We start from the raw sequence: 16,770 nt of genomic DNA, 5'->3' as shown, positions 1-16,770 counted from the left end.
TGCCCGCATAAGGAGATTTTCTATGTCCGAGCCCCCGCTGACCGCAGCTGCGCCGTCGTCCCCCACCGCGCAGAACACCGCAAGCACCGCGGCCGAAAACCTCGCGGCCACTCCCGTTGCCGAAGTGAACCTAGCGATTTCCGGGATGACCTGCGCGTCCTGCGTGGCGCGAGTGGAAAAGAAACTCAATAAACTGCCCGGGGTGCGTGCCACCGTCAATCTGGCCACCGACGAAGCCCACCTAGAACTCAGTGAGGCCGGGGCCCAGCTCGACACCACCGATTTCCTCGCCCAGGTCAGCGCAGCCGGCTACGAAGCCCGGCTCATTTCCCGCACGGAACTCACCCCAAGGGCCGTGCGCAGCGAGGACGCGAACGCAAGCGCCCGCACGCGCGATACCGATCCGGCCGCCGCCGCGCATCCGACCACCGCACACCCGAACACATCTGCCGAATCCGCCCGCGCCGCCACCGAAGTCCGGGAAGCAGCCGAGGCCCGAACGAGCGCCCGTATCGCTGCGCTGCGGCGGCGTTTTTGGATCTCGCTAGCCCTCTCCATCCCCGTGGTAGGGCTCTCCATGATCCCGGCTCTGCAATTCCCGTACTGGCAGTGGGTGATCGGCGCGCTCACCCTCCCGATCGCACTGTGGTGCGGCTGGCCCTTCCACCGTTCGGCCGCCGCCGCGCTGCGCCACGGCTCCACCACCATGGACACCCTTATTTCGCTGGGAACCCTGGCCTCACTGGGGTGGTCCACCTGGGCCTTGCTGTGGGGCGGAGCCGGCGGGGCGGACTACCGCATGTCCATGACCGGAATCCACGCACTCGCCACCGGCGCCGCGCACGGATCCCACGTGTATTTCGAAACCGCGGCCATGATCGTCACCTTCTTGCTGCTGGGGCGTTGGCTCGAAACCCGCTCGCGCCGCAGCGCGGGAGATGCGCTGCGATCCCTCCTCGCTTTAGGTGCCGACGACGCACGCCGGGTACGCACCGCCACCGGAGCGGACGTTGATGAAATCATCCCTGCCAGCGAACTGGCCGTCGGAGACGAATTCCTCGTGGCCCCCGGTACGAAAATTGCTACCGACGGGGTGGTGGTCTCCGGGACCACCGCGGTAAACGCCAGCCTCCTCACCGGCGAATCCACCCCGATTGACGTGGGGCCGGGCGATGAGGTGACGGGAGCAACCCTCACCACCGCGGGCGCGATCCGGGTGCGAGCCACCCGGGTGGGCCGCGATACCACCCTGGCGCAGATGGGCCGCCTCCTCACCCGGGCCCAATCCGGGAAAGCCCCCGTGCAGGCGCTGGCGGACCGCGTCTCAGCGGTTTTTGTGCCCGCGGTTATCCTTATTGCGCTCGTGACGTTCGGGGTGCGCCTCGCTCTCGGTAATCCTCTTGACCTGGCGATTATGACGGCGATTACCGTACTGGTGGTGGCCTGCCCCTGCGCCCTGGGCCTGGCTACCCCCACCGCGCTCATGGTCGGTTCCGGGCGGGCCAGCCAGCGCGGCATCCTCATCCACGGCCCGGAAACCCTGGAAAACGCGCATAGCGTGGACACCATTATTCTGGACAAAACCGGTACCCTCACCACCGGAACTATGGCCGTGGACCGGGTTGTTCTTCCACCGGCAGGTGCGGGTGGCCGTGGCGCCGTCGCCACCCGCACAGAAGCACTGGCCCTGGCCGCAAGCGTGGAAAACTATTCCGAGCATCCCCTCGCCCGCGCGATTGTGGCCGGGGCCCGCGCGGAGGGCTTGGAACTGAGGCCCGCTACCGATTTTGAGAATCTGGCCGGGCAGGGCGTGCGTGCCACCATCGGCGGGCAGCGCTACTACGCGGCCTCCCCGCGCGCGCTGCGCGAAGCCGGGGTGGATGTGGCCGACTGGGAGAGCACGCTGGAGGAAGCCGCCAGCGGCGGGGCATCCCTGGTCATGCTGGCGCGCTGCGATGCTGCCCGCGGGAGTGAAGCCCTCGCCCTTATCACGGTGCGCGACCAGCTGCGCCCCACCTCCGCCGCGGCCGTTGCCGAGCTCAAGAACCTGGGCCTCACCCCGATTCTGGCCTCCGGGGATAACGCGGCCACCACGCGGGCGGTGGCCCGCGCCGCCGGAATCGGCACCGTGCACGCCGAAGTCCTCCCCGCGGACAAAGTCCGGGTGGTGGAAGCGGCACGCGCAGCCGGCGCCCGGGTGGCAATGGTCGGGGATGGGGTGAACGACGCCGCAGCTCTCGCCGCCGCGGATCTCTCCATCGCGATGGGCTCGGGCACGGACGTGGCCAAGGCCGCCTCCGATATCACCATTGTGAACTCCGATCTGCGCAACGTAGGGGCGGCGCTGCGCATCTCCGCCGCCACCTTGCGGGTGATACGCCAGAATCTAGCCTGGGCTTTCGGCTACAACCTCATCGCTATTCCGGCGGCGGTGGCCGGGATTATCCTGCCGGGATTAGCCGCCGCGGCCATGGCCGCCAGCTCGGTTATCGTGGTGCTCAATTCGCTGCGGCTGCGCCGGGCTGAGTAGCCGGGCCGGGTCACAGGAGAAAGCCCTACCCATCAATTAGACTGGGCTAGTGCGCCACAACGAGGATACGAGCCCGGTTCAGCCGGCGGAGGTACAGTCCGCCCCGGCTGCGGCGAACGTACCCGCCGACCCCGCCGTGCACCGCGTGCTCCTCGTGGACGAAATCGCACGCTGGACCCGCCGCCCGGCCAACCTGCTGCGCGGCATCCTTTTCACCCTGGCCATCGCCGGGATGCTGCTTATCTCCCGCTTCGGCTACACCACTACCGTGGCCGTTACGCACGATGTCGCGAACGCGGCCCCGGATACCCTCCGCACCATTTTTTCCATGCCCATTAACGTGCTTGAGGGCCTCGTTTCGCTTTTCCTCCCCCTCCTACTCTTCTTCGATATCATCCGCTACCGGCGCTGGCGCACCCTCGTAACCGCGCTGGTGGCCATGGCCGGCGCGCTCGCCATCTGCTACGGCTCCCTGTGGCTTTTCGAGCGCTTTATGCCCACCTCGCAAATCACCATCGACCTCTCAGACACCATCCAAGAACAGGCCGCCGTGGGCATGCTCCCCTACGTTTCGATTATCGCCACCATCCTGGTAGTGGCGGCTTCCGAACGCCAGGGCCGGCTGGTACGCACCGGCTGGTGGGCACTGGGAATCGTGCTGGTGCTCTCCGTGCTCCAGGGCGCCCAAACACTCACCGGCGCGCTGACCACCGTATTCGTAGGGATGTCCTGCGGCTATTTCGCGCTCTATGCCTTCGGGGATTCGCCCGACCGCGCCACCGGCGCCGCCGTCGTTACTCTTATTCGCCGCGCCGGCCTGGACGCGCGCAGCATTATCCGCGTAGATGCGGGCGACGACGCCGATATGCACGCGTGGTCCGTTCCCGTGACCGGGCCGCTCGGATATGTGGATACCGCGATTCTCAAGGAGCTCCGCGAGGCGCTCACCGGGCACATCGGGCAGGCCGATGCTGCTTTCACCGCCGCGGCCACCGCGGAACACGAGGGCCCGCTTCCCGCGAACGCTGCGGGCAGCTACCCGCTGGGCGAACCGGACGACGATATTAACGTGCGCGCCCTCATTACCCGGGCCCGCCACGATGTCCACCCGCTTATCGGAGACGTCAATTCCCGCCACTACGTAGTTACCTTGGCCGACGACGCCCATTACATCGCCGCGCTTATTGACTCGGATCGCGCGGTCCTCGGGCGCCTCGCCAGCGCCTGGCAGCGGGCCACCCTCACCCAGGTCACCCAGCGGACCGGGGATAACGTGGAGGAAACCGCCGAACGCACCCTCCTTATGGAAGCGCTCGCTGTTCACGCCGGGGTGGCCCCGCGGCGCGATGCCCATTACGCGGCGGCTGGCGCGTCCGCCGTCGTCGCTTTTGCTGATATCGAGGCCGTTCCCCTCACGGATCTGGCGCCGGAAGAAATCTCCGATGCGGCGCTGGACGCCATGTGGTCCACGCTCGAACGCGCGCACGCCCGCGGGCTCACCCACCACGATATCCGCGCCGGGGTGGTCGCGGTGCGTGGAGACGACGTGGTCATCACCCACTGGCGCAACGGCAGTTTTTCTTCCAATGAGCTTTCCCGGCATATTGACTTAGCGCAGCTCTACCTCCTCCAGGCGGTAGCGGTGGGCCCGGAACGCGCCGTCGCCTCCGCGCTGCGCTGCATTTCCCGCGACCGGCTTTCCTCGGTGGCCCCGACCGTGCAACGCACCATCATGCCGGCGCAAACCCTGGCCGAGCTCGAAGATAAAAAAGGCGTGCAGCGCCTGCGCGAGGTGCTGCTGGAGGCGCTCCCGCAGGATATTGGCACGGCCACCCAAACCATTCAGCTGCGCAAATTCTCCGCGAAGACGATTATTACCATCGTCATCGGGGTGCTTGCCATCTTCATTCTGCTCGGCTCCATTAATTTCACCGAGCTCCAAGAAACGATTCGCAGCGCTAACCCGTGGTGGATGCTCGCCGCGTTTATCGCCAGTTTCGCGACCTACGTGGGCGCGGCGCTGTGCCTGAAGGCATATACGGCCGAGCGGCTGCCGCTGTGGGAAACCAGCGAGGTGCAGATCGCCGCCTCGGTGCTGGGCTTGGTTATGCCGGCCGGGATCGGGCCGCTCGCCCTCAATTTGCGCTACCTGCAGCGCAATCAGGTTGCCACCCCGGTGGCGGTGGCAACCGTATCCCTCGTGCAGATCGCGCAGTTTATTACCACGGTGCTCTTGCTTCTGGCCCTCGGGCTGCTCACCGGCGACTTCGGGAATCTTTCTATCCCGAGCACCTCCGTCATGCTCATTGTGGCGGCGGTGGCGGCCCTGGGCGCGGCGGTTTACTTTATTCGCCCGCTGCGCCGCAAAGTTATTGAACTGGTGCGCCCCACCATCGAGCAGGTGTGGCCGCGCGTGGTGTGGCTCGCCACCCACCCCTCCCGAATTCTCGCCGGTTTCGGCGGATCCCTCCTCATGACGGTGAGTTTCGTGGCGGCCTTCGGTTTCTCCCTGGCAGCTTTCGGGGAAACCCTCCCGGTGGTCACGCTGGCAATCACCTACCTGGTCTCTAATTCGGTGGGATCACTGGTGCCTTCCCCGGGTGGTATTGGCCCGGTGGAAGCGGCACTCACCGGCGGGCTCACCATTGCGGGCCTGCCGTATTCGGTGGCTTTCTCCACCGCGATTCTCTACCGGCTGCTCACTTTCTGGGCGCGGGTGCCTATCGGGTGGTTCGCGCTGCGCCACCTCCAGAAGAAGGACATTATCTAATGCGCGGCAGAGCGGCACTCGCGGGGGTGCGCAGCCACTGTGATACGACGGCGCTGCTGCTGGCCGCCGGGGCTTTCGCCGTATATATGTTCTTTTCCTGGTATACCTGGGTGAACTTCTCCTCCCCTTCCTGGGATCAGGGCATTTTCACCCAGCTGGCCGACCAGTATGCACGTGGGCTCTTCCCGCCCACCGTGGATATTAAAGGGCCGGGCTTCAACCTGTGGGGCGATCATTTCCACCCGATTTTGCTGCTCACCGGGCCACTGTTCCGGGTCTGGCCTTCCGGGATGAGCCTACTCACCCTCCAAGCGGTGCTCTTCGGGATCTCGGTGTATCCCATCGCGCGCTTCGCCCGCGCGCGGGTGGGTGCGGTGCCGGGCACCATCATCGGGGTTGCCTATGCTGCCAGCTGGGGACTCACCTCCGCCTTGGTGGTGCAATTCCACGAAATCGCTTTCGCGGTGCCGCTGCTTGCTTTCGGGCTAACCGCCTGGCTGGAGAGGCACACCGTCCGGGCGGCCGTACTTATGGCGCTGCTGGTTTTTGTGAAAGAAGATCTCGGCCTCACGGTGGCGTGCTTCGGGGTGCTGGTCGCGCTGCTCAGCTGGCGCGGGGCGCGCGGGGGTGACCGCACCGACCCCGGCAGCGCCGGGAAACGCAACAGCGCTGGCGCGCACGACTGGCGCGAGCTGGCTGGCATCGGCGCTTTCCTGGCGGCCTGGGGCACCGCGTGGTTCCTGGCCGCCACCCAGGTTATCCTCCCGGCTTTCAATAATTCCGGGCAGTGGGATTATGCCGGGCGGGTCCGCGAAGGTCTTGACCTGGCGGGCATGCTCCTCGAGCCCAATCGCTGGGGCACGCTCTGCTATATCGTGGCTGCCCTGGGAATCGTGGGACTGCGCAGCCCGTGGGCGGCCCTGCTGCTCCCCACCCTCGCCTGGCGTTTCGTGGGAGACAACCCCTACTACTGGACTATTTTGTGGCATTATTCGGCGGTGCTCGCGCCGATGATTGCCGTCGCGCTGACCGATGGGCTCGCGCGGGCGGGTGCGCGCGGCGGCGTCGTACCACCGCCGCAGGCGCAGGAATCCACAGCTACCGCGCAGCGCGAGGCCCTCGGTGTACTCGCCCTCCGCCCCCGCCTGGCCGCGGCGGCCCTCGCCCTCGCATTGGCCTCCAGCGTGCTCGGCACCGCCTCCAATGGCTTCGGCTCCTGGGTGACGGGGCGCTCCAATACCCAGCAGTACGTGTATTTTTCCGATTACGGTGCCACCCAAACCGCCGAGCAGCGCGCGGGTGCCCGCGCCGCGGTGGCAGCCACCGGCACCGGGCGACACATCCTCGCCGACGTGGTCATGATGGCCTACGTTGTCCCAGGTAATACCGTGTATTGGGAGCATAGTTACGCGGGCGCGTATATTGACACGGTGGTGTTCTCCAACCGGCTCAACCACGGGGATGGCGCCCAGGTGGTGGCCTGGATTACCGCGAAAGTAGGCGGGCAGTGGCATATTGTCACGGGGGAGGCCGGCTATGTTGTGGTGGCGCGCGACGGTACCGACGGAAGGTGAGGAACGGATGATGATGGCTCGCCGCATGCGGGTGGTTCGCCGGGTGCCGGCGATTCGCACCGCGACCTGGTATCGCCCGCTGCGCACCGACCCGGTTCCCTACCTGGTGGCGCTCGCCAGTTTTATTCTTTTTACCGCTTTTTCGCTGCACCAGTGGGCTTCGTTCCAGACGTCCTCCTGGGACCTGGGTATTTTCACGCAGCTCGCCCAGCGTTACGCGCACCTCGAAACCCCCATCGTGGATATTAAAGGTCCCGGCTTCAACCTGTGGGGCGATCATTTCCATCCCATCCTGATAGTGCTCGGCCCGATTTTTGCGCTGTGGCCCAGCGGCGCCACCCTGCTCATTATGCAAAATGCGCTTTTTGCGGTGTCCGCGATTCCGCTCACCCGCCTGGCGCGGGCGCGCTGCGGATCCGGGGCAGGAGTAGCGTTTGGCCTGATCTATGCGGTGTCCTGGGGGCTTTCGGCCGCGGTGGCCGCGCAATTCCACGAAATCGCTTTCGCGGTGCCGCTGCTTGCTTTCGGGCTGACGGCCTGGGTGGAGGGCCGCTACCGCCGCGCGGTGGTTCCGCTCGGCATGCTTGTTTTCGTCAAAGAAGACCTCGGCCTCACCCTGGTGGCCTTCGGTGCGGCCGCGCTGCTGGCGGAGTTTTTCGCGCACGGGCACGCGGGCCGCTGCGCGGCGGTGCGGAACGACGACGGCGCCGCCACGGCGGCGCAGACTCGGACAGCGCGAGCGCGAGCGGTTTGGGCAAGCCCGGCGGGGCGCTGGGCTGCGGGTCTGGCGGTATGGGGTGCGCTTTGGTTCGTGCTTTCTATATGGGTGCTCCTGCCGGCTTTCAATCCGGACGGCGCCTGGGATTATACGGATCGCCTCGCGGGTGATGCCGGGCTTTTCACCGGCGCGCACACGAAACTGGTGACCCTGGCGGTGCTGTTGGGCACTGCCGGGGTGGTGGGCCTGGCCAGCCCGTGGATTCTCCTCATGCTCCCCACCTTGGCCTGGCGTTTCACGGGAAATGTGGAACACTACTGGGGGCTGGGCTGGCATTATTCAGCCGTGCTCATGCCGATTGCCACCATCGCGCTACTGGACGGGCTGGGGCGGCTAGGGCGCTCCGCGAAGCTGAGGGAACTCGCGGAGCACGCTAAGAACACGGAGCACGGCAAGAACGGCCGGCGCAGCGGATACAGCACGCGCGGCGGCCACCTCAAGCGCGGTTTGATCGTGTTCGCCCTGGTCGCCAGCGTGATCGCCACCCTGGTGGGCACGCGCGCGAACGCGGTGGGCTGGTGGCTCCAGGGGCGTTATGGCGGAGCGGCCGCGGAGGAGCGCGCCGGCGCGCGGGAAGCCCTGGCCGCGGTTCCAGATGGTTCCCACGTGGTCACCGATATTTATATGCTGGCCTACCTGGTGCCGAATAACACCGTGTACTGGGAGGGAACCCGCGGGAATGCCGGCGCAAACGCGGTGGTTTTCGCGCCCCAATCCGGCCACGGGGATGCTCAGCAGGTGCTCGATTGGACCAGCGCACACTTCGGGGGAACCTGGCATATTGCCAGCGATAAAGGCGGTTACGTGACCGTGCTCCCCGGCGAAGCACCCGCGCGTGAGAAAGGAAAATAACACGGCTACACCCAGGTCTATTTCTACGCCTAGCGCGCGCCCGCTCTATCGGGACGCATCCGGACTTCTCCTTGTTTTCCTCGGGGGTGGGGCCGGCACGGTTGCCCGCGCGCTCGTCCCGAGCGTGGCAGCTCCGATTATCGTCAATCTTGCGGGGGCTCTCCTCCTCGGGTTCATCACCGGTTTCTTCACCACTGGTTTCTTCACCACTGGCGCGCACCGGTACGGCGCCCGGCTGCGTCTCCTGCTCGGCACCGGTTTCTGCGGTGGCTTCACCACCTATTCGAGTTTCGTGGCGCTTAGCGCCAACTTGGCCACCGGCGAGGTTCTCAGCGGGGCGCCCGAAGAACTAGCGCGCCTGGCAGGGCTGACGGCGGGAGGCACACTTTTCGGCGGTTTCCTGCTAGCTTTTGCCGGGATGACCTGCGGGCGCGCTCTGGGCCGGCGCTTCCCCGCGCCGCCCCGGAACGCGGTGCAGCGGCACGCGATGCCCCGGCGCGCAGGCGGCAATAGCGGCGGTAACACCAGTGGCAATGCGGGCGGTGATGCGGCGTGACGCTACTACTTCTTGGTGTGGCCGGCGGGCTGGGTGCCCTATGCCGCGGGATTCTCGATTCGTCCCTCACCGCGTGGCTCAAGCCAACGTGGCCGGCCGGGATTTTCACGGTCAATGTGATTGGTTGCTTCTTCTTCGGGCTGGTGACCGGCGGCGGGGCGCTCGCTACCTGGCTCGGGCCGTACAGTCTTTACGTCACCACCGGTTTTTTGGGTGGTTTCACTACTTTTTCGACGGCGATGACCGATGCCCTCAGCCTCTTCGAGAAGCGCCGTTATTGGGCATGCATCGGCCTCATGCTCGGAAATTTCCTCCTGGGCATCGCGGCGTTCTTCGCCGGCCTAGCGCTGGGATAAAGCTAAGGAGCGCGCAAGGAGTTAGCGGAGTTTATCCCCGGCACCCACGACACCTTCGGGATCATGCTGCTGCGAACTTCTGGTTAGCGCCCTGGCGTGTCATACCCAAAACGTCGCCAATGGCTTGCCACGTTTTACCGGCTGCGCGAGCCCGAGCAACCGCAGCATCTAGCCGATTATCAGCGGCGTGTAGCTCTATCTGCGCCACAGCAATTTGTGCGAGATAAGGGTCATCGACAGTCGCAATGGGGTCTGGCCCCTCGCCACCGTTCGCGTTTTCCACTTCATCAAGCATCTCTTCAATCGAGCGTTTCACGACAAATCACCTTTCAACCGCAGGAACTTTTTACGGGCTTTCATAGCGTGGAAAATGCGATCATCGTCGCTAATACACAGTTCGAGCAGTTGCCCGGATCTACTTGGCCCAATGACCAGCACATAACCATCCATGTAATGCGCTTTTATCGCATTACGCACGGCATGCAGGATATCCTCGCCCGCAATGCCGTGCCGGTACGCACTACCCATTATTTCCACGTTGTCAACAGTACTTACCAAAATTCCACGCGTCAACGATATTTACCAGGATTCTAGGAAGGCGAGCCCACATCGCCACGGCAGCCCGCGAGGCCTAGCCCCCACCCACCCAATCTGATATATTCTTCAACGATCACCAATCGGCGATCACTCATCACCAATCGCCGATGCACAGGGAGGCGAATATGATCATCGGAGCAACATTTACCCGCCGCGGCGAAGGCTACAGCCGCGACGCTCGTTACATCACCACGCGCGTGAGCCGCGATAGTGCCGAATTTCCGGTAGAACCCGGGCGTTACCGCCTCATCGCGGCGCGCGCCTGCCCGTGGGCGAATCGCACGATGATCGTGCGCCGCCTGCTCGGGCTCGAAAATGTTATATCACTGGGCATCCCCGGCCCCACCCACGATGAGCGGTCCTGGATTTTTGACCGTGATGAAGGCGGCGTGGATCCGGTACTCGGTATTCATTTCCTGCGGGATGCCTACCTGGCCCGCGACCCGAATTTCTCATTGGGAATTACGGTTCCAGCCCTGGTGGATCTTGCTAGCGGCGCCGTCGCCACAAATGACTTTGCGCAAATGACGCTCGATTTTTCTACCGAGTGGCGCGATTTCCACCGCGAGGGCGCCCCGGACCTCTACCCCGCGGAACTGCGCGAACCCATGGACGCCCTCATGCGCTATATCTACACCGAAATTAATAATGGCGTGTACCGCTGCGGTTTTGCCGGCAGCCAGGATTCCTATAATCGCGCCTACCTGCGCCTTTTCACCGCACTGCGCAATATTTCCGAGCTGCTTGAGCACCGCCGCTACCTCATGGGCGACCACATCACCGAAACGGACGTGCGCCTCTTTACTACCCTGGTGCGTTTCGACGCCGTCTACCACGGGCATTTTAAATGCAATGAAAAGAAGCTGACCGAGATGCCGGTGCTCTGGGCCTACGCGCGCGATCTTTTCCAGACCCCCGGTTTCGGGGACACCGTGGATTTCGAGCACATCACCTCGCACTATTACGAAGTCCACCTGGACGTGAACCCCAATCAAATCGTGCCGCTGGGCCCGGATACTTCCGGATGGCTCAGCCCGCACGGCCGGGAGGCGCTAGGCGGCTCACCTTTCGGCGGGCCGGCCACCCGCGGGGAACGCTCTACCGCGCCCGGCCCGGTGGCCCCCGGCGAGGAAGTTCCCCTAGCCGCGCGCGCCGGTCACTGAGGGAAGTTCCACCCGCGGAACAAGTCCCGCGATTGGAGCGCAATTCGTGGGATACTCAATGTATGAACGAACGCGCAGGAACCCCGGCCCGCCCCGAAGATCTCATCAATGTTGATGAGCTGGTGGCGGCATATTACGATATCGAACCCGATCCGAATAACCCCCTCCAGCAGGTGGTTTTCGGTACTTCCGGCCATCGCGGCTCAGCTTTCGATGGTGCCTTTAACGAAGCCCATATCGCGGCAACCACGCAGGCGATCGTGGACTACCGGAATGCCCAGGGATACAACGGCCCCATTTTCGTGGGCCGTGATACCCACGGACTGTCCCTCCCGGCGGAAAAAACCGCTATCGAGGTGCTGGTAGCCAACGGTGCTGATGTGCGGGTGGATGCTCGCGGTTCGTGGACTCCCACCCCGGCGGTCTCGCTGGCGATCTTGGAGGCCAATGGCGCCCCGCACGCGCTGCGCTTGGATGGCCCGGGTCTGGCCGACGGCATCGTTATTACGCCGTCCCACAACCCGCCGCGCGATGGTGGTTTCAAGTACAACCCGCCCAATGGCGGCCCTGCGGATACCGATGCCACCAAGTGGATCGCGGCGCGAGCCAATGAGCTCATCGCCGCGGGGTGGAAGAACATTGCCCGCGTGCCCTACGCGGACGCGGTCACAAAGGTCGGCACCTACGATTTCCGCGACGCCTACGTGACGGCCCTCGATACCATCATCGATTTCGAGGCGATTCGCACGGCGGGCGTGCGCATCGGCGCGGACCCGATGGGCGGGGCAAGTGCTGAATACTGGCAGGAAATCGCGGATCGCTACGGCATTAACCTGACCGTGGTCAACCCTCACGTTGATCCGGCCTGGCCCTTTATGACCTTGGACTGGGACGGCAAGATCCGCATGGACTGCTCCTCGCCCTACGCGATGGCGGGTCTGCTTCACCGCATGGAGCCGGATGCGAACGGCCGCGCCCCTTACGATCTGGCCACCGGGAACGACGCCGATTCCGACCGGCACGGTATCGTCACCCCGGATGCCGGCCTCATGAACCCCAACCACTATCTCGCGGTGGCCATTGAATACCTCTTCACCCACCGCCCGCAGTGGTCCGAGCAGGTGAACGTCGGGAAAACCCTGGTGTCCTCCTCGCTTATCGACCGGGTGGTGGCCGGAATTGGCCGCACCCTCGTGGAGGTCCCGGTGGGCTTCAAGTGGTTCGTGCCCGGCCTGGTGAGCGGGGAAATCGGCTTCGGCGGGGAAGAATCCGCCGGTGCTTCTTTCCTCCGCAAGGATGGTTCGGTGTGGACCACGGATAAGGACGGGCTTGTGCTCGACCTACTCGCGGCGGAAATCACCGCGGTGACCGGCAAGTCGCCCTCCCAGCTCCACAATGAGCAGGTGGAACGCTACGGTTCCTCGGCTTATGCCCGCATCGATGCCCCCGCCACGAAGGAAGAAAAGGCCAAGCTCGGCAAGCTTTCCCCGGCGGACGTCACGGCCACGGAGCTGGCCGGCGAACCGATTACCGCGAAGCTGGTGGAGGCCCCCGGGAACCACGCGGCGATTGGCGGCCTCAAGGTCACCACGGAAAACGCCTGGTTCGCGGCCCGGCCTTCCGGCACGGAGGATGTCTACAAGATTTACGCGGAATCCTTCCGCGGCCCCGAGCACCTGGCCCAGGTTCAGGAGGAGGCACGCGCCGTGGTTGCGGCCGCCCTGGGTAACTAAATATTAAGTACGACGACGACGCGGGGCGGGTGGCTGAGCCACCCGCCCCGGTTGATTCCCCGCTAGCGGACTTCGCTGAGCAGGTCGATATCATCATCCTGACAGCCCGTGAGATTGACGGGAATATCAATATCCTCCCCGCCATCCTCGATATCAACCTCAAGATGGGTCGCGGGCTTGACCGGCGCACATCCCGGCACGCTCCCGGCATCGGCCAGGGCCACCGTCCAGCTCACGCTGGATCCCGGGGCGATACTGCCGGCCTGGGAGCTCAGCTTCAGATTCTCGGAGACGCCATCGCCGGCGGCATCTTTCAGCTCAATCTCCACATCGGGATGCAGGGTGCAGGCCGTCTGTGAGCTATTCGTAAGGGTGAGAACATGCGTGCCGGCAGCGCTGCCAGCCTCGAACGTGGCAGCCAGATGAGCTGCCCCGCAGGCTCCCGCCGCGGCAGCGGCGGCGTCGTCGTTCTTCCCGCTCTCAGCAGCGGAGCTCGATGCCGCGGCGGTGGGCTGGGACGCGGCGCTGGCCGGCGAGGTAGTGGCATCCGCGGTCGTGGCGTTGTCATGGGAACAGGCACTCAGGGTGAAGGCGGTGGCGGTGGCGGCAAGCAGGGCCGCGAAACGTGTTCTTTTCATACCGCCACCCTAACAACTATGCGCATAAACGGCAGTTTTTCAGGGGAAGATGGCAATATTCTCATGCGGCTGTCATTTTTCACGCACTCGCCGGGAAGCGAACGGAACACCTATCCATCGCTCCCGCGCGGGACTCTAGAATAGACACGTTAGAAACCTCAATCAGGTGTTCGTAGAAGTCTCAGAAGAAGGAGCCGCATGTCTATTCCCACCCCGCCCGTTGGCGTTGCAGATATCGGAGTAACCGGAATGGCGGTGATGGGCTCGAACCTGGCCCGCAACCTCGCCAGCCGCGGCTACAAAGTTGCTATCCACAATCGCACCGCCGCGAAAACCGAGCGGGTGATGGCGGAACACGGCAGCGAAGGGGAGTTCTACCCGAGCGAATCCATGGCTGATTTCGTGGCCTCGCTGGCCCGCCCCCGGGTCGCCATTATTATGGTCAAGGCCGGTCAGCCCACCGATGCGGTTATTGACGAGCTTGCCGATCTCATGGAGCCGGGCGATATTATCGTGGACTGCGGAAATTCGCTTTTCACCGATACCATGCGCCGCGAAGCGGAAATTTCCGCACGCGGGCTGCATTTTGTGGGCACCGGGGTCTCCGGCGGTGAAGAGGGCGCGCTCAAGGGCCCCTCGATTATGCCCGGTGGCACCCGCGAATCCTACGATCGCCTCGGCCCCATGTTTGAGGCCATTGCCGCGCGGAAGAACGGCGAACCGTGCTGCACCTACGTGGGCCCCAACGGCGCCGGTCACTTCGTAAAAATGGTGCATAACGGCATCGAATACGCGGATATGCAGCTCATCGCGGAAGCTTATGACCTCATGCGCACCGCCCTGGGCATGAGCGCCGCGGAAATTGGCGACGTTTTCGAGCGCTGGAATTCCACCGAGCTGGATTCCTATCTCATTGAGATCACCGCCGAGGTGCTCCGCCAGCGCGATGCCACCACCGGGGGCGCGCTCGTGGACGTAATCCAGGATGCCGCCGCCCAGAAGGGCACCGGGGCGTGGACGGTGCAAAACGCCGCAGCTTTCGGGGTGCCCGCCACCGGCATCGCCGAAGCGACCTTCGCGCGCAGCCTCTCCGGGGATAGCGCGGAACGTGCCGCCGGCCGCAACCTGCCCGGGCACACCACCGAGGTAGCGGTGGAGGACCGCGAGCGCTTTATCGAAGATATCCGCCTGGCTCTCTACGCGTCGAAGATGGTGGCCTACTCCCAAGGTTTCGAGCTTATCCGCAAGGGCTCCCTGGAGAATTCCTGGGGTATTGACCTGGGCGCCATGGCGCGGATTTGGAGGGCAGGGTGCATTATTCGCGCGGCTTTCCTCGACCGTATTACCGAGGCATATACTCGCCAGCCCGATTTGCCGCTGCTCCTGGCCGACCCCTATTTCAGCTCCGAGATTTCCGGGGCGGTGGAGGCCTGGCGCCGCATTGTGGTGTTCGCCGCGCAGCGCGGGGTGCCGATCCCGGCGTTCGCTTCCTCGCTCGCCTATTACGACGGCGTGCGCGCCGAACGCCTCCCGGCCAATCTTATTCAAGCCCAGCGTGATTACTTCGGGGCGCATACTTATCACCGCCTCGATACCGAGGGTGTTTTCCACACCGTGTGGCAGGATCCCGCCCGCCCAGAAGAACGCTGGGACTAAGCACCTTTGTTGAGATATCCACATGATGTGAGATATCCCGGAGCGCCATTCGTGCCGCGGTAACTTTCGGTAGCGTAACGTTAAGGAGTACCGCGGCGCGGGGAGCGCTTTGACGTGCATAAATATCCCCGTACGCCGGTGGCTACACACCACAGCGACTGCACCTCGGTGGCAAGATCCGTTCCACATCTTGCTGCCGAGGTGCTTCTACTTTGGCGCGGCCTGCCGTGATTGCGAATGCTCGCCAGAGGCCCTATCGCGCCCGCACCGCCGCCAGTCAGAGGTCCTATCGCGCCCGCACCGCTTCCACCCCGAAACCCCGACTTCGTGACGGCGTCGCTAAAATACGCACCATTAGTTAAGGTATACACACTGGGCTCACCTGGGAAAATACCGCTTTTTATACATGCCCTTGAATTAAGGTGTCCCGTATAAGTACACTCATCTACGGGTTAGGACTTCCTTCCCTAACGTATTTTTACTCTACGCAAAGGTAAACGATGAAGAAGACAGTTCGCGGCTTTTTCGCGCTTGTGGCTGCCGGCACCCTCGCTCTGGGCGCTTGCTCCAATAACTCCGCCAAGGATAGCCCCTCACCTTCGGCCGCCGCTTCGGAACCCGCCGCTGAGGCCACCTCACAGGCCGCGGGTACCGTTTCGATCACGGATTCGCATGGCACCCAGGAAGTTCCGGTGAACCCGGAGCGCGTGGTTTCCCTGGATAACCGCACGTTCGAGACTCTGCACGAGTGGGGCGTCAAGCTGCTCGCGGCGCCCAAGGATGTTATGCCCAAGGACGACCCGTACGTCAAGGATGACTCTGTGGTCAATATCGGCAACCACCGCGAACCGAATTTTGAGGCGATTACCGCAGCTAACCCCGATCTCGTGATCGTGGGCCAGCGCTTCGCCCAGCACTATGACAAGATCAAGGCCGCCGCTCCGAACGCCGCGATTATTGACATGAATATCAAGCTGCCCAAGGAAGAAAAGGATGCGGACGCCAATAAGTCCGGCGAACTCCTTATGGACGGCATGAAGAAGGACGTTGAGGATCTGGGCAAGATCTTCGGCAAGGAAAAGGAAGCCGCCAAGCTCAACGCGGATCTGGATGCCGCGATTGCTGCCGCGCGCGATGCCTACCCGGCCGGCCAGAAGGTGCTTTCCATCAACACCAACGGTGGCAAGATGGGGTACCTCGCCCCGGGCGTGGGCCGCACCCTCGGCCCGCTCTACCCGCTCCTCAACCTCACCCCGGCCTTCGATCTGGGTGAAGGAACCGCGAACCACAAGGGTGACGAAGTTTCCGACGAAGCCCTGGCACAGGCCAATCCCGAATGGATCCTCATTATGGACCGCGATGCCGGCGTGGGTGAAGGCAACGAAGCTCACGGTGCTGACCTGGTGACCAACTCGCCCGCCATGGCCAATGTGCCGGCGGTCCAGAAGAAGCAGATCCTGACCATGCCCGCGGATACCTACGTCAATGAGGGTCCGCAAACCTACATCGAATTCCTCAACGACCTGGCCAAGGCCTTCAAGGCCGCCAAGTAGCTCAGGCTAGATAA

General features: G+C 64.1%; 13 protein-coding genes. 10 read left to right on the top strand and 3 right to left on the bottom strand.

What is annotated here, in order from left to right:
* Positions 1-22 precede the first annotated feature (22 nt).
* From ACTFPK_RS08225 to ACTFPK_RS08200, 6 genes are read left to right on the top strand one after another with little or no spacing between them, the layout of a single operon-like run.
* Positions 23-2,530 (top strand): heavy metal translocating P-type ATPase, encoded by a 2,508-nt coding sequence (locus ACTFPK_RS08225; protein WP_439911414.1) that lies wholly within the window; start codon positions 23-25, stop codon positions 2,528-2,530.
* Positions 2,531-2,579: 49 nt separating this feature from the next.
* Complete coding sequence (locus tag ACTFPK_RS08220) at positions 2,580-5,300, top strand: lysylphosphatidylglycerol synthase transmembrane domain-containing protein (protein WP_439911413.1); 2,721 nt, start codon at positions 2,580-2,582, stop codon at positions 5,298-5,300.
* On the top strand, positions 5,300-6,874 hold the full coding sequence (locus ACTFPK_RS08215; protein ID WP_439911412.1) for a DUF2079 domain-containing protein: 1,575 nt from the start codon (positions 5,300-5,302) through the stop codon (positions 6,872-6,874). The genes ACTFPK_RS08220 and ACTFPK_RS08215 overlap by 1 nt, the downstream gene beginning before the upstream one ends.
* Positions 6,837-8,504 carry a DUF2079 domain-containing protein gene (locus tag ACTFPK_RS08210; protein ID WP_439911411.1) on the top strand — a complete coding sequence of 556 codons (1,668 nt, stop codon included), beginning with the start codon at positions 6,837-6,839 and terminating at the stop codon, positions 8,502-8,504. The genes ACTFPK_RS08215 and ACTFPK_RS08210 overlap by 38 nt, the downstream gene beginning before the upstream one ends.
* Positions 8,488-9,060: a fluoride efflux transporter FluC gene (locus ACTFPK_RS08205; RefSeq protein WP_284898731.1), complete on the top strand. Its 573-nt coding sequence runs from the start codon at positions 8,488-8,490 to the stop codon at positions 9,058-9,060. Before ACTFPK_RS08210 ends, ACTFPK_RS08205 begins: the two co-directional genes overlap by 17 nt.
* A complete protein-coding gene (locus ACTFPK_RS08200) occupies positions 9,057-9,416 on the top strand; it encodes a fluoride efflux transporter FluC (protein WP_284898729.1) in 360 nt (119 codons plus the stop codon). The genes ACTFPK_RS08205 and ACTFPK_RS08200 overlap by 4 nt, the downstream gene beginning before the upstream one ends.
* A 61-nt stretch (positions 9,417-9,477) precedes the next feature.
* On the opposite strand, the gene ACTFPK_RS08195 is transcribed toward ACTFPK_RS08200, so the two are convergent.
* Together ACTFPK_RS08195 and ACTFPK_RS08190 are read right to left on the bottom strand one after the other, a co-directional pair.
* Positions 9,478-9,732 (bottom strand): hypothetical protein, encoded by a 255-nt coding sequence (locus ACTFPK_RS08195; RefSeq protein WP_284898727.1) that lies wholly within the window; start codon positions 9,730-9,732, stop codon positions 9,478-9,480.
* Positions 9,729-9,989: a hypothetical protein gene (locus ACTFPK_RS08190; RefSeq protein WP_439911410.1), complete on the bottom strand. Its 261-nt coding sequence runs from the start codon at positions 9,987-9,989 to the stop codon at positions 9,729-9,731. The genes ACTFPK_RS08195 and ACTFPK_RS08190 overlap by 4 nt, the downstream gene beginning before the upstream one ends.
* Positions 9,990-10,138: 149 nt before the next feature.
* On the opposite strand from ACTFPK_RS08190, the gene ACTFPK_RS08185 reads away from it, so the two are divergent.
* On the top strand, positions 10,139-11,176 hold the full coding sequence (locus ACTFPK_RS08185; protein WP_439911409.1) for a glutathione S-transferase family protein: 1,038 nt from the start codon (positions 10,139-10,141) through the stop codon (positions 11,174-11,176).
* A 62-nt stretch (positions 11,177-11,238) separates the two neighbouring features.
* A complete protein-coding gene (gene pgm, locus ACTFPK_RS08180; protein ID WP_126135848.1) occupies positions 11,239-12,909 on the top strand; it encodes a phosphoglucomutase (alpha-D-glucose-1,6-bisphosphate-dependent) in 1,671 nt (556 codons plus the stop codon).
* 62 nt (positions 12,910-12,971) lie between these two features.
* On the opposite strand, the gene ACTFPK_RS08175 is transcribed toward pgm, so the two are convergent.
* Positions 12,972-13,547 carry a DUF4232 domain-containing protein gene (locus ACTFPK_RS08175; RefSeq protein ID WP_274732962.1) on the bottom strand — a complete coding sequence of 192 codons (576 nt, stop codon included), beginning with the start codon at positions 13,545-13,547 and terminating at the stop codon, positions 12,972-12,974.
* 198 nt (positions 13,548-13,745) lie between these two features.
* Between ACTFPK_RS08175 and gndA the strand changes: the two genes are divergently transcribed.
* Together gndA and ACTFPK_RS08165 are read left to right on the top strand one after the other, a co-directional pair.
* Positions 13,746-15,203: an NADP-dependent phosphogluconate dehydrogenase gene (gndA, locus tag ACTFPK_RS08170; RefSeq protein WP_274778414.1), complete on the top strand. Its 1,458-nt coding sequence runs from the start codon at positions 13,746-13,748 to the stop codon at positions 15,201-15,203.
* A gap of 500 nt (positions 15,204-15,703) precedes the next feature.
* Entirely contained in the window at positions 15,704-16,756 is a 1,053-nt protein-coding gene (locus ACTFPK_RS08165; RefSeq protein WP_274732965.1) for a siderophore ABC transporter substrate-binding protein, read from the top strand.
* Positions 16,757-16,770 lie beyond the last annotated feature (14 nt).

The organism is Actinotignum sp. UMB0459, assembly GCF_051905915.1.
In the GTDB taxonomy this organism is placed as follows: Bacteria; Actinomycetota; Actinomycetes; order Actinomycetales; family Actinomycetaceae; genus Actinotignum; species Actinotignum sanguinis.
Note: the sequence above shows the minus strand (reverse complement) of the source record. Positions and strands in the feature narration are given on the sequence as shown.

Excerpts from the sequence above, each read along its gene's own strand:
- ACTFPK_RS08225 (WP_439911414.1), top strand. The coding sequence starts at position 23 with ATGTCCGAGCCCCCGCTGACCGCAGCTGCGCCGTCGTCCCCCACCGCG.
- ACTFPK_RS08215 (WP_439911412.1), top strand. The coding sequence starts at position 5,300 with ATGCGCGGCAGAGCGGCACTCGCGGGGGTGCGCAGCCACTGTGATACG.
- ACTFPK_RS08210 (WP_439911411.1), top strand. The coding sequence starts at position 6,837 with ATGTTGTGGTGGCGCGCGACGGTACCGACGGAAGGTGAGGAACGGATG.
- ACTFPK_RS08185 (WP_439911409.1), top strand. The coding sequence starts at position 10,139 with ATGATCATCGGAGCAACATTTACCCGCCGCGGCGAAGGCTACAGCCGC.
- pgm (WP_126135848.1), top strand. The coding sequence starts at position 11,239 with ATGAACGAACGCGCAGGAACCCCGGCCCGCCCCGAAGATCTCATCAAT.
- ACTFPK_RS08175 (WP_274732962.1), bottom strand. The coding sequence starts at position 13,547 with ATGAAAAGAACACGTTTCGCGGCCCTGCTTGCCGCCACCGCCACCGCC.
- gndA (WP_274778414.1), top strand. The coding sequence starts at position 13,746 with ATGTCTATTCCCACCCCGCCCGTTGGCGTTGCAGATATCGGAGTAACC.
- ACTFPK_RS08165 (WP_274732965.1), top strand. The coding sequence starts at position 15,704 with ATGAAGAAGACAGTTCGCGGCTTTTTCGCGCTTGTGGCTGCCGGCACC.